Source organism: Pseudomonas sp. E1MeOHC2, from assembly GCF_058745025.1.
Genome location: NZ_CP196675.1, coordinates 3,752,583 through 3,765,195 on the forward strand (window position 1 = coordinate 3,752,583; position 12,613 = coordinate 3,765,195).

At 63.1% G+C, this 12,613-nt stretch carries 13 protein-coding genes; 2 read left to right on the forward strand and 11 right to left on the reverse strand.

The features are described from left to right. Nucleotide 1: 1 nt before the first annotated feature. The 4 genes from ACSSU5_RS17000 to ACSSU5_RS17015 form a co-directional block, all read right to left on the reverse strand. Entirely contained in the window at nt 2-796 is a 795-nt protein-coding gene (locus ACSSU5_RS17000; protein WP_264309892.1) for an ABC transporter permease, read from the reverse strand. Next, on the reverse strand, nt 786-1,625 hold the full coding sequence (locus ACSSU5_RS17005) for an ABC transporter permease (protein WP_264309891.1): 840 nt from the start codon (nt 1,623-1,625) through the stop codon (nt 786-788). Before ACSSU5_RS17005 ends, ACSSU5_RS17000 begins: the two co-directional genes overlap by 11 nt. Next, nucleotides 1,622-2,428, reverse strand: coding sequence for an alkaline phosphatase family protein (locus ACSSU5_RS17010; protein ID WP_264309890.1), 807 nt, complete (start codon nt 2,426-2,428; stop codon nt 1,622-1,624). Before ACSSU5_RS17010 ends, ACSSU5_RS17005 begins: the two co-directional genes overlap by 4 nt. Before the next feature lie 137 nt (nt 2,429-2,565). Then, nucleotides 2,566-3,630, reverse strand: coding sequence for an ABC transporter substrate-binding protein (locus ACSSU5_RS17015; RefSeq protein ID WP_492559332.1), 1,065 nt, complete (start codon nt 3,628-3,630; stop codon nt 2,566-2,568). 328 nt (nt 3,631-3,958) lie between these two features. On the opposite strand from ACSSU5_RS17015, the gene ACSSU5_RS17020 reads away from it, so the two are divergent. Continuing rightward, the gene (locus ACSSU5_RS17020; RefSeq protein WP_264309888.1) at nt 3,959-4,672 is read left to right on the forward strand and encodes a UTRA domain-containing protein; all 714 of its coding nucleotides are present in this window, start codon (nt 3,959-3,961) and stop codon (nt 4,670-4,672) included. Nucleotides 4,673-4,751: 79 nt separating this feature from the next. Here the strand turns inward: ACSSU5_RS17020 and ACSSU5_RS17025 are convergent, their stop codons facing one another. The 7 genes from ACSSU5_RS17025 to minC form a co-directional block, all read right to left on the reverse strand. Next, on the reverse strand, nt 4,752-6,905 hold the full coding sequence (locus ACSSU5_RS17025) for a mechanosensitive ion channel family protein (protein ID WP_492559333.1): 2,154 nt from the start codon (nt 6,903-6,905) through the stop codon (nt 4,752-4,754). A gap of 44 nt (nt 6,906-6,949) precedes the next feature. After that, nucleotides 6,950-7,117 (reverse strand): hypothetical protein, encoded by a 168-nt coding sequence (locus ACSSU5_RS17030; protein WP_011532728.1) that lies wholly within the window; start codon nt 7,115-7,117, stop codon nt 6,950-6,952. A gap of 209 nt (nt 7,118-7,326) precedes the next feature. After that, nucleotides 7,327-8,616, reverse strand: coding sequence for a M18 family aminopeptidase (locus ACSSU5_RS17035; protein ID WP_264309886.1), 1,290 nt, complete (start codon nt 8,614-8,616; stop codon nt 7,327-7,329). Nucleotides 8,617-8,767: 151 nt separating this feature from the next. Continuing rightward, nucleotides 8,768-9,403: an RluA family pseudouridine synthase gene (locus ACSSU5_RS17040; RefSeq protein WP_264309885.1), complete on the reverse strand. Its 636-nt coding sequence runs from the start codon at nt 9,401-9,403 to the stop codon at nt 8,768-8,770. A gap of 157 nt (nt 9,404-9,560) precedes the next feature. Beyond that, nucleotides 9,561-9,815 (reverse strand): cell division topological specificity factor MinE, encoded by a 255-nt coding sequence (gene minE / locus ACSSU5_RS17045; RefSeq protein WP_003252572.1) that lies wholly within the window; start codon nt 9,813-9,815, stop codon nt 9,561-9,563. 3 nt (nt 9,816-9,818) lie between these two features. Then, entirely contained in the window at nt 9,819-10,631 is an 813-nt protein-coding gene (gene minD / locus ACSSU5_RS17050; RefSeq protein WP_264309884.1) for a septum site-determining protein MinD, read from the reverse strand. Nucleotides 10,632-10,731: 100 nt separating this feature from the next. After that, on the reverse strand, nt 10,732-11,484 hold the full coding sequence (gene minC, locus ACSSU5_RS17055) for a septum site-determining protein MinC (RefSeq protein WP_264309883.1): 753 nt from the start codon (nt 11,482-11,484) through the stop codon (nt 10,732-10,734). Nucleotides 11,485-11,595: 111 nt separating this feature from the next. Between minC and ACSSU5_RS17060 the strand changes: the two genes are divergently transcribed. Next, nucleotides 11,596-12,531, forward strand: a complete 936-nt coding sequence (locus ACSSU5_RS17060) for a lipid A biosynthesis lauroyl acyltransferase (RefSeq protein WP_264309882.1) — start codon at nt 11,596-11,598, stop codon at nt 12,529-12,531. The last annotated feature ends 82 nt before the right edge of the window (nt 12,532-12,613 follow it).

Sequence of the window (12,613 nt, forward strand, 5' to 3'; positions counted from 1 at the left end):
GTCAGGTCTTGTCCTTGTTCAGGCGGTTGGCGACCCAGGTGAGTACCAGCACGAAGGCGAAGTAGGAGATCACCAGCGCGCTGTTGAAGTGGCCGCTGCTGTTGCGCATGTTGTTCAGGTACACCTGCAAGGTCTCGTAGCGGGTGCCGACCAGCAGGTTGGCGAACACGAACTCGCCGAACAGGAACGAGAACGACAGCAGCAGGGCCACCATCAGGCCTTTGCGCAGGTTCGGCAGCACCACCAGAAACGCCGCCTGCCAGGTGCTGGCCCCGAGCAGTTGGGCGGCGTCCATCAGGTCGCGCAGGTTGATCGCCTGCAGGTTGTTGGTGATCGCCCGGTACATGAATGGCAGGGCGATGGTGAAGTAGCAGCCGATCAGAATCCACGGCGTGCCAACCATGGCCATCGGCCCGCTGCCATACAGCTGCAGCAGCCCCACCGCAGATACCACCGGCGGCACCGCGAAGGGCAGCAGGATGAGGATGTTCATCAGCGCGTCGAGCTTGGGGAAGTGGTAGTGCACCACGAACAACAGCGGCAGAATCAGCACCACCGACAGCAGCAGCGCCCCCACGCACACCAGCAGCGACTGGCCGAAGGCCGCCAGAAAGCGCGGCTCGCTCCACAGCGCCACGTACCACTTCAGGGTCAGGCCGCTGGGCAGCAGGGTGGCCGACCAGCTGGTGGCCAGGGAGTAGAGCAAGGTGCCGGCCAGGGGCAGCAGCAGGATCAGGAACAGCAGGTACACCACCAGGCGGTGGTAGAGGCTGCTGGCGTTGGATTCAGCGCGCATGGTAGCTCCTTTTCAGCAGCCATTGATGAACCACCGTGACCAGCGTCATCAGGCCCACCAGTACCATGGCCAGGGCACTCGCAAGGTTCGGGTCGAGGCTGATGTCACCCGCGACCAGGCCGGCGATGCGGATCGGCAGCACGTTGAAGTTACCGGTAGTCAGCGCATACACCGTGGCATAGGCGCCCAGGGCATTGGCCAGCAGGATGACGAAGGTGCCGAGCAGCGCCGGGGTCAGCACGGGCAGGCCGATATGGCGCCAGAACTGCCAGTGGTTGGCACCAAGCAAGGCGGCCGACTCACGCCAGTCTTCACGCAAGGCGTCGAAGGCCGGATAGAGCAGCAGTACCCCCAGGGGGATCTGGAAGTAGGTGTACACCAGGATCAGGCCGCTTTTGGAATAGATGCTGAAGTCTTCCAGCAGGCCGATCTGCTTGAGCAGCAGTGTCAGGGCGCCGTTGAAACCGAGCAGGATGATAAAGGCAAAAGCCAGCGGCACACCGGCAAAGTTGCTGGTCATGTTGGCGAAGGCGCTGACGAAGTCGCGCAGGCGTGAATCCACCTGGCGCAGCGAGTAGGCGCCGAGGGTGGCGATGACAATGCCGAACAGGCTCGACCAGAAGCTGATTTCCAGGCTGCGTTGCAAGGCCTGCAGGTAGAACTTGGAGGCAAACACCTTGCTGAAGTTTTCCAGCCCCCAACCTGCCTCGGACTGCACGCTGTTGATCGCCACCCAGGCCAGTGGGGCGATCTGGAAGACGATGAAGAACACAGCGAACGGCAACAGGCAGAGCAGGGCAAGGTAACGGCCGCGATGGCTGGCATTCACGTGAGCAGCTCCCGGCACACGGTCTTGTCGTGGGCCACACCGAGCAGTTCGCAGATGGTCCCGCACAGCTCGGTCTGCAGCGGTTTGGCGGCAGGGTCGAGGCTGAAGCCATCGCCAAAGACGAACAGCGGGACCTCGCGCTCCTCGGCCAGCAGGCCATTGTGCGAGCGGTCGTTGTTCATGCCGTGGTCGGCGGTGACCAGTACCTGATAGCCCTCTTCGAGCCAGCGCGGCAGGTAGTCGGCCAGGAGGATATCGGCACTGCGTGCGGCGTTGCGGTACTGGCTGCTGTCCAGGCCGTGGCGGTGGCCGACGTCGTCGATGCTCATCGGGTGCACCAACAGGAAGTTCGGTGCATGCCGGCGGCGCAGGTATTCGGCGTCGGCCAGCAAGTGCGAATCGGGGTAGCGGTCGTCCCAGTAGAACAGGCCATGCTGGATCGGCAGCTTCGGCGCATGGGTATGGCGGTCTCGCTGCGCATCGAAGGGGGAGCGGTTATACAGCTCGCTCATCCAGTGATAGGCCGCCGCCGCCGTGCCCAGCCCGGCCTCGCGAGCGTAGTGGAACACGCTGCGCTGGTTGGACAGGCGGTTGACGTTGTTGTGCACGATGCCACTGTCGATCGGCGATACGCCGGTGAGGATGCATTCGTACAACGGGCGCGACAGTGACGGTAGCTCGCACTCAACGCGGTACAGCGCGGCGCGATCGGCCTCGACGTAGGCGTGCAGGTGGCCCATGGCGTGGTGGGCGACCTGGTGGTTAAGGCCGTCGAGCAGGACCAGGATGACGTTGTGTTGCATGGTGGCTCCAGTCATTACCGCGTTGTTCTCTTCGCGGGCAAGCCCGCTCCCACAGGACCTCCATAGCGCTCAAGGCTATTGTGGGAGCGGGCTTGCCCCGCGAAGAGGCCGGATCAGGCACTAGAAAATCCAGGCCGTTATTCCATCTCGATGATCACTTGTTCCTGCCACATCTGTGGCAGTTTCTTCGAGGTCGCTTCCCAGGCCTCGGCGTTCTTGATCGGCTGCGCAGCGCCGTACTGCTCGTTGGGCAGCAGCTTGGCCTGCACATCGGCCGGCAGCTTCAGGTGCTCGGCGCGGATCGGCCGGGCGTGGCCGATGGCCAGGTTGGTCTGCCCGGCATCACTGAAGATGTACTCACGCGCAAGCTTGGCCGCGTTCGGGTGCTTGGCGTATTTGTTGATGATGGTGGTATAGCCCGAGATCACCGAACCGTCCGACGGGATCAGTACTTCGAAGCGCTTGGGGTCGATCTGTTGACGGTAGCTCAGGCCGTTGAAGTCCCACACCACGCCCACTTCAACCTCGCCCTTCTCCAGGGTCTGGATGGTCGGGTTGGCCAGCGACAGGCGCTTCTGCTGGGCCAGTTTGGTGAACAACTGCAGGCCCGGCGCAATATTGGTTTCGTCGCCCTTGTAGGCGATGGCGGCAGCCAGCACGCCGTTGGCGGCCTGGGCAGCGGTGCCGACGTCGCCGATCGCGACCTTGTACTTGCCCTTTTCCAGGTCATGCCAGGTTTTAGGGCGTTCCTCTTCCTTCACCAGGTCCTTGTTGATGATGAAAGCGATGGTGCCGGTATAGGCCAGCGCCCAGTGGCCGTCCTTGTCCTTGGCCCACGCTGGCACCTGGTCCCAGGTGCTCGGTTTGTACGGTTGGCTCACACCCTTGGTGACGGCAATCGGGCCGAAGGCGGCGCCGACGTCACCGATGTCGGCGCTGGCGTTGTCCTTTTCGGCATCGAACTTGGCCAGCTCCTGGGCCGAGCTCATGTCGGTGTCGCTGTGCTTGAGGCCATACTTGCTGGCCAGGTCTTCCCAGGTACCTTTCCAGTTGGCCCAGGCATCAGGCATGCCCACGCTGTTGACGGTGCCTTCCTTGCGGGCGGCGTCTTCCAGGGCCTTGAGGTCGGTACCGGCGGCCATGGCCGTGGTACACAAGGCGATGGCCGAACCGAGCAGTGACGCCATGAAGAACTTTTTCATCCGAAGCTCCTTGGGTGGGTGCCGTTTGCGATCGTTGTCATGAATGAAGTGGTAGCCAGCGACCTTTGGTCTAGGTCAGCAAACCTTGAGCCAAGGTAGGCCGCTTGCGTGACAGTTTGATGTAGGGGAAGGCTTCAACCGATGGATCCGGCTGCCTGAAAATACAGCGTAGACCAGATCACAAGCCCTGATTTAGCGGGCCTGGCCCGATTCTGGCAAAGCCCTTGTGGCGCCTTTGTCACAGGATGTTCATCAGCCCTGCCTAGGCTTGCACTACGCTCCAAGTGCCCCGTCATGGGGCTGGACTAGTCCAGATAGGTAACCTTTGATGCAACCGATGCCACCGCGTGCGGTAACAGCCATCTGCCACGCCCTGCAGGAGCAGATCGAACACGGCCTGCTGGCGCCGGGTGGCAAGCTGCCGGCCGAACGCAAGCTCAGCGAGGTGTTCGACACCACGCGCATCACCCTGCGCGAGGCCCTGGCACAGTTGGAGGCCCAGGGTCTGATCTATCGGGAGGAGCGCCGTGGCTGGTTCGTCGCGCCCGAGCGGCTGACCTATGACCTGATCGAGCGTAGCCACTTTCATGCCATGGTGCGTGACCAGGGGCGGGTACCGAGTACCGAGTTGTTGTCGGCGCGGCTGCAGCCTGCGTCGGCGGTTGTCTGTGCGCGGTTACAAATGCCGGCGTTGTCCAGTGTGGTGCGGATCTGCCGGTTGCGGCGGATTGACGGGCGGGCCGTGCTGTATGCCGAGCACTACCTCAACCCACGGTATTTTCCCGGCATTCTCGAACAGGACCTGGCGCAGTCGCTGACTGAGATCTATGGCCGGGTCTATGGCATTGGCTATGGACAGGTGTGCTTCGAGATCCTACCGACTGCCTTGCCGATCGAGGCAGCAGCTGCTTTGAAGGTTTCGGTCGGCAGCCCAGGGCTGCACATCACCCGGGTCAACAGTGACCAGCAGGGGCATCTGATCGACTGTGACCTGGAGTATTGGCGGCACGATGCGATCCGCATTCGCGCCCAGGCCGGGTAATGGGGCGGCGTCTTCGCGGGCAAGCCCGCTCCCACAGGATCACCACAGCTGTGGGAGCGGGCTTGCCCGCGAAGAGGCCCTAACTGGAGGAACCGGTTTCGCTCATACCGCCACCGCCCGCCGTCACCACCTGCACCGACAGCCGCGGCGTCGCCAGGTCCAGCCCCGCTTCATCCAGCTGGCGCTTCAACGCCAGGTTGAACGCCCGCGACACTTCCCACTGCTTGATCGGCGCGGTCTTGAACCGCGCCCGCAGGATCGCCGAGCCCGACTCGAAGCTCTCTACCCCCTGCAGTTCCAGCGGCGACCAGATATTGCGGCGCATCAACGGGTCGTTACGCAGTTTCTGCCCCACCTCGCGGATCAGCGTGATGGCCTGGTCGATGTTCATGCTGTGCGGGATCGCCACGCGGAAAATCGCGTAACCGAACTCGCGCGAGTAGTTTTTGATGCTCTTGATCTCGCTGAACGGGATGGTATGCACGATGCCGTCGATGTCGCGCAGGCGCACGGTGCGGATGGTCAGCCCTTCGACCGTCCCCAGATGCCCGCCGACATCCACGTAATCGTCGATGGCCAGCGAATCCTCGATGATGATGAACAACCCGGTGATCAGATCGGCCACCAGGGACTGCGCGCCAAAACCGATGGCCAGGCCAATCACACCGGCACCGGCCAGCAGCGGGGTGACGTTCATGCCCATGTTGGCCAGGGCGACGATCACCGCGATGATGAAAATGGCCACGAACATCACGTTGCGGATCAGCGGCATCATGGTTTGCGCACGGGCGTTGGCCAGGCCCCGTCGCGAACGCACCAATGCATGGTGCACGGCCGTGTCGGCCAGGATCCACACCAGCCAGGCGGCGATCAGCGTGCCGGCCAGGCCCAGCAGGCGCAGGCTCACTTCATGGCCCTCACCCTCGGCGAAGGTGATCATCGACAGGCCCCACACGCGCAGCCCCAGCTCGATGAACAGCAGCCAGATGAGCAGGTGCACCAGGGCGTAGGCGAAGTTGCGCAGGCGTTCGGTGTACACCGCCTGGCGCTTGTTGGCGCGCTTGGGGTTGGCGGCGTGGCGGCGTACCAGGCCGTTGAGCACCATGCACACCACCACCAGCACCGTGCACATCAGCGACTGGCGCAGGGCGGTACTGGTGTCGCCAGCCGAGACGAAGGTGGCGAACAACGAAATGCCCACCAGGATCAATGCGGGCGCGAACCAGAAGCTGCCGAGAATCTCGATGGTGTCACTCAGGGTGCGCCGCGTCAGGCGCCGGTCCAACGGCTGGTTGCGGATCAGGTGAGCGATCGGGCGGCGGAAACGCAGGATGAACAGCCCGGTGCAGATCGCCGCGATGACGTTGGCCAGGGTGGCCAGGGCATGTGCCAGGTGGGTGCCGAGGGCGACGGTCAGGCGCGGGTCGCTCATGGCCTCGCCGAAGGCGGCGAAGCTGCCGATCAGCCACAGGGGGCGGAAGGCCTGGTGCCGCAGGATGTGCAGGGCGCGGTGGCGGTGGGGGCCGTCGAGCAGCGAGAAGGCGATCACGCAAATGGCCGAGAAGCAGGTGCCGACCACCAGCGCGTACGCCAGCACCATGGCCATCGATTTGCCCAGCGAAGAGGGCAGGGCAAAGCTCAAGTACACGGTGAACACCAGGGCCACCAGCCAGGGCCCGAGTTTGCGCAGGGCAAAACGCACCAGGTCCCAGGTACGGGGGTGCTGGGGCAGTTCCTCGGTGAGGCCGAAGCGCACCCGTACCCGGTGGCCGATCCAGTTGAAGGCATACGCCAGCAGGCTCCAGACGGCGATGATCGCGGCAAAGCCGAACAGGATCGCCGGCCACTGGTGCACGGGTACCATCAGTTCGGTCAGTTCCGCCTGGGCCTGGTCGATCTCCATTGCCCAGCGGTGGAACGGGCTGGCATCGCCGCTGAACTGCTGCTCCAGATCATGCAGCGCACCCCCGATCAGGCCCAGCACGCCTTGTTCGACGGTGGGTTGCGATTGCTGGGTGGCATCACGCAGTTTTTTCAGGTCGGCCAGCAGCTTTGCGCGCTGCTGGTCGTTTTCCAGGTTCTTGATTACTTCGTCCAGTGACTTGCCCAGCGGCTCGGTGGCTTGGGGCTGGGCAGGCGTACTGGAGCCGAGCAGGCTCGGTAGGCCTGCGGCCTGAACCGGGGCGATGAGTAAAAGCAGCAGCAGGGACAGGCAACGCAGGAGGGCAGGCACCGGGAAATCTACCTCAGGTCAAACGATTGACCGAGTGTAGAGGTTTATGTGGGCAGTTTCTCCAGGATCTTCCAGCAGGTGAGGCCGAAGATGCCCAGCGTGCCGATCCACATCATCAGCACGCCGATATTGCGCTCGCGCAGGCTGAAACCGATGGTCAGCAGCATCAGGAACAAAAACACCGGCACGAACAGGGACAGAAAGGGGGACATGAACAGCAATCCTTTTGCAGTGGGGCCATGTAACAAGCATAGCGGGTAGCAGACGAAGCGGGATTGATCCCGGACAGCTGTGGTGTCAGCGCCGGCCGCTTCGCGGGGCAAGCCCGCTCCCACAGGGAACTTCCGCCAGATTCAGAACAGCGAGGTTCTTGTGGGAGCGGGCTTGCCCCGCGAAGAGGCCGGTGCTTACAACTGCAATCTCAAGGCAATTCGCGGCTGCGGTAGAACGCCGTCAGCACCTTCACCAGGTGCGCCAGGTCATGGCTGCCGCACAACTCGCGGATCGAGTGCATGGCAAAGGTCGGCAAGCCGATATCGACCGTGCGCACGCCCAGGTGGCTGGCGGTGATCGGGCCGATGGTCGAGCCGCAACCCATGTCGCTGCGCACCACAAAGCTCTGCACCGGGACTTCCTCGGCCATGCACAGGTGACGGAAGAACCCGGCGGTTTCGCTGTTGGTGGCGTAGCGCTGGTTGTTGTTGACCTTGATCACCGGCCCTGCGTTGAGTTTGGGCCCGTGGTTGCCGTCGTGCTTGTCGGCGTAGTTGGGGTGCACACCGTGGGCGTTGTCGGCCGATACCATCAGCGAGCGCTGGATAGTGCGCACGTAGCTGTCACCCTCGGGCAGCAGGCGCTGCAGGGTCTGTTCGAGCATCGGGCCGTCGGCGCCACAGGCCGAGCACGAGCCGACCTCTTCGTGGTCGTTGCACACCAGCACACAGGTCTCGTCGCTGTCGGCAGCCAGCAGCGCCTGCAGGCCGGCGTAGCACGACAACAGGTTGTCCAGGCGGGCACCGGCGATGAAGTCGCGGTTGAGGCCGATCAGCGCGGCATCCTGGGTGTCGTAGAAACTCAGTTCGTAGTCCAGCACCACGTCGGCGTTGAGCTCGTGCTCACGCGCCAGCTGCTCGGTGAGCAGGGCGCGGAAGTCGATACGCTCGTCGCCTGCGACCTGGGCCAGGATGGGCGGCAGTTCGTTCTGCGGGTTGATCTGCCAGCCTTCGTTGGCGGTGCGGTTGAGGTGAATCGCCAGGTTGGGGATGACCGCGATGGGCAACTTGAAGTCGATCAGCTGGCTCTCGACCTTGCCGTCCCGGCGGAAGGTGACGCGGCCGGCCAACGACAGGTCGCGGTCGAACCAGGGCGCCAGCAGCGCACCACCGTAAACCTCGACGCCCAACTGCAGGAAGCCTTGGCGCTGCAGTTCGGGTTGCGGCTTGACCCGCAGGCACGGGCTGTCGGTGTGGGCGCCGACCATGCGGATACCGCCAAGCAGAGGCGATTGCCTGCCTAGTTTGATGGCGATGATCGAGGAGTCGTTGCGGGTGACGTAATAGCGACCACCCGGCACCGTGGCCCAGCTGTCGCGTTCGTCCAGGCGCTGGTAGCCGGCCGCCTCAAGGCGCTGGGCCAGGCTGGCGGTGGCGTGGAAGGGCGTGGGGGAGGCCTTGAGGAAATCGATCAGGCCAGTGTTCAGTGCTTCGCGCATAACTCACTCCAGACAGCAGTGGCGCGAGTTTAACGCAGATAGATCACAAATTGTGTCGACCTCTTCGCGGGCAAGCCCGCTCCCACAGAGACCTCGCAAACCCTGTGGGAGCGGGCTTGCCCGCGAAGAGGCCGGAACTGCCACCCATCAATCAGAACGGTGCCGGGCACTCGAACTTCAACCGCTCCCCGCTGACCGGGTGAGTAAAGCTCAGCATCGCGGCATGCAGGCACAACCGCTCATGCGCCGCCAAGGCCTCAGGGTTGGCATACAACCGGTCGCCCAGCAGCGGGTGCCCGATCGACAGCATGTGCACACGCAACTGGTGCGAACGCCCGGTAATCGGCGTCAGCTCGACCCGGCAGTAGTCGCCGCAGCGTTCCAGGACGCGCCAGAAGGTCAGGGCATGCTTGCCCTGCTCGTGGTCCACCACATGCCGTGGCTTGGTCGGCGGGTCGTAGCGCAAGGGCAGGTCGATGCTGCCGCTGTCCAACGTCGGCTGGCCCCAGCACAGGGCGGTATAAGCCTTCTCGGTCTCGCGGTCGTGAAACTGGCGCGACAGCTCGCGGTGGCTGTCGGCATCGCGGGCCAGCAGGATGATGCCGGAGGTTTCCCAGTCCAGGCGGTGCACGATCAGCGCATCGGGGTAGCCGTTTTCCTGCAGGCGGGTGATCAGGCAGTCCTTGTTGTCGTCGGCACGGCCGGGCACGGACAGCAGCAGGGTCGGCTTGTTGACCACCAGGATGGCGGCGTCTTCGTGAAGGATCTGGACGTTTGACAGCGGCATTGCGTGGTCTCGGTTAAATCGGGGGAAACCATTGGGGCCGCCTTGCGGCCCTTCGCGGGCAAGCCCGCTCTCACAGGATCAACACAATACCTGTGGGAGCGGGCTTGCCCGCGAAGGGCTGCAAAGCAGCCCCAATGATCCAAGCCAGAACGCTGAATCAGCGATCAGGCAAGGTGATGTTCAGCTCCAGAATCGAGCAGCTACCCTGGTTTTCCAGCTCGATGTGCACATCATCGTTGCCGATGTTCACATACTTGCGGATCACTTCGAGCAGTTCTTTCTGCAGTGCCGGCAGATAGTCCGGTTCGCTGCGTTGGCCGCGCTCATGCGCCACGATGATCTGTAGACGCTCTTTCGCCACCGACGCGCTGGTCTGTTTCTGTCTGCCACGAAAGAAGTCAAAAAGGTTCATGGTTTACTTGCCTCCAAACAGGCGCGCGAAGAATCCTTGCTTCGGCACTTCAATGAACCGCAGGGGCTTGTCTTTGCCCAGCAGACGGTCGACGGTGTCGCTATAGGCCTGGCCGGCATCGCTCTGGTCGTCGAGGATGACCGGGATGCCCTGGTTGGACGCCTTGAGCACTGCCTGGGACTCGGGGATCACGCCCTTGAGCTTGATCGCGAGGATGTCGGTGACGTCGTCGATGCTCAGCATCTCGCCTTTCTCGACGCGTTCAGGGTGGTAACGGGTGATCAGCAGGTGTTCCTTGATCGGCTCCTCGCCTTTCTCGGAACGGCGCGACTTGCTCGACAGAATGCCCAGCATGCGGTCCGAGTCACGTACCGAGGAAACTTCAGGGTTGGTCACGACGATGGCTTCGTCGGCGAAATACATCGCCAGGTGCGCGCCTTTCTCGATACCGGCCGGGGAGTCGCAGATGACGTACTCGAAGTCATTCTTGAGTTCCATCAGCACTTTTTCGACCCCTTCCAGGGTCAGCGCATCTTTGTCGCGGGTCTGGCTGGCGGCCAAAACGTACAGATTCTCGAGACGCTTGTCCTTGATCAGGGCCTGCTGCAGGTTGGCTTCGCCGTTGACCACGTTGACGAAGTCATACACCACGCGGCGCTCGCAGCCCATGATCAGGTCGAGGTTACGCAGGCCGACGTCGAAGTCGACGATGACTGTCTTGTGGCCGCGCAGTGCGAGGCCGGTGCCGATGGCGGCGCTGGTGGTGGTCTTGCCCACACCCCCCTTGCCGGAAGTAACGACGAGAATCTTGGCCAAGGTGTTTCACCCCTAAATAAGTCGGGACAGATGTCCCAGCAATATGCAAAAAAACGGCAACAGGTAAAAAAGTTGCTCTAAAAATGACGGCAAGTATCCGTTAAAGACGGGTGATGTTCAACACGTCACCAGACAAGCTGACTTGCACGCCGGAGCCCCACAGCGGGTCGCGGCGCAGGTCTTCGCAGACCTTGTACTGGCCAGCGATCGAGACCATTTCGGCAGTCATTTGCTGGCAGAAAATGCGCGCTTTGGTGTTGCCTTTGATGCCCGCCAGGGCGCGGCCACGCATGGCGCCGTACACATGGATGTTGCCATCGGCCAGAAGTTCCGCCCCCGGGCTGACCGAAGCGGTCACCACCAGGTCGCCACCCTGAGCATAGATCTGTTGGCCACCACGCACGGGCGCTGTGATGATGCGGGTCGGGCGGATTTCAGGCTCAAGTGCGGGCGCCGGGGCTGGCTCGGGCTTTTTCACCTCGGGTTCCGGCTCCAGCGGGCGCTCGCGGGCGCCAGACGGCGGCAGTACCGGCAGGTCGATGGCGATCGCCGCCGCGATGTCTTCGATGCGGTTGGCGCGGATTGCCAGGGTACGCAGGCCGTGATGGCGGCAGATACGCATCAGGCCGGGCAGGTCGATCGCGCCTTCACTGGCCGGCAGTTTGTCCAGCGCCAGCACCAGCGGCGTGTTGCTGAAGAAGTTGGGTGCCTGAGCGACTTTGGCCGCCAATTGGCGGTCGAGGGCTTCAAGGTCATTGCGCGCCAGTTCCAGCACTGTGATGGCGAGCATGCTGCCCTTGAGCTGGAACACGGAGGCGGTGTCGGGGGTCTGGTTTGGGCTCATGGTCTGCATAGACGGCTTGTTGCGAGAAAAGTGCCCTGACTTATAACGAGAACACCCGTTGCCCGCAACATGCGCTGATCCGTTGTAGAATGCGCGGCCTTTGTCTTTCCGGAAGCTTCAATGGAACGCCCGCGTTTTCGTCCCTATTTCCTCCACCCACGATTCTGGGGCCTGTGGCTGGGCCTGGGCCTGTTGTGGCTGGTGGTCCAGCTGCCGTACCGGGCCCTGTTGTGGCTCGGCACCGTCCTGGGCGCGCTGATGTACCGGGTGGCCGGTGAGCGTCGACGCATTGCCGCACGCAACCTGGAACTGTGCTTCCCGGAACTGTCTGTCGACGAACGGCAGCGTTTGTTGAAGGCCAACTTCGCCTCCACCGGTATCGCCTTCTTCGAAATGGCCATGAGCTGGTGGTGGCCCAAGGCCAGGCTTGCGCGCCTGGCCCATATCGAGGGCCTTGAGCACCTGCAGGCCGCCCAGCAGGCGGGGCAGGGCGCGATTCTGATGGCCGTGCACTTCACCACCCTGGAAATCGGCGCCGCGTTGCTGGGCCAGCAACACACCATCGATGGCATGTACCGCGAGCACGGCAACCCGCTGTTCGACTTCATCCAGCGCAGCGGCCGTGAGCGGCATAACCTCGACTCGCTGGCGGTGGAACGCGAAGACGTGCGCGGCATGCTCAAGTTGCTGCGTTCCGGCCGGGCGATCTGGTATGCGCCCGACCAGGATTACGGCGCCAAGCAGAGCCTGTTCGTACCGCTGTTCGGCATCCCGGCGGCGACCGTGACGGCCACCACCAAGTTTGCCCGCCTGGGCAAGGCGCAGGTCATCCCCTTCACGCAGAAGCGCCTGGAGGATGGCAGCGGCTATCGTTTGGTGATCCATCCGCCGCTGGCGGACTTCCCTGGGGAAAGCGAAGAGGCGGATTGCCTGCGCATCAACCAGTGGATCGAAGGCGTGTTGCGTGAGTGCCCCGAGCAGTACCTGTGGGCGCACCGGCGCTTCAAGTCACGGCCCGAGGGGGCGCCTAGGCTGTATGACAAGAAGAAGCGCTGATCTTTGTGTTGTCAGTACTGGCCTCTTCGCGGAGCAAGCCCGCTCCCACAGGATCTCCACTGGCTTCTGGCATTTTAGAGAT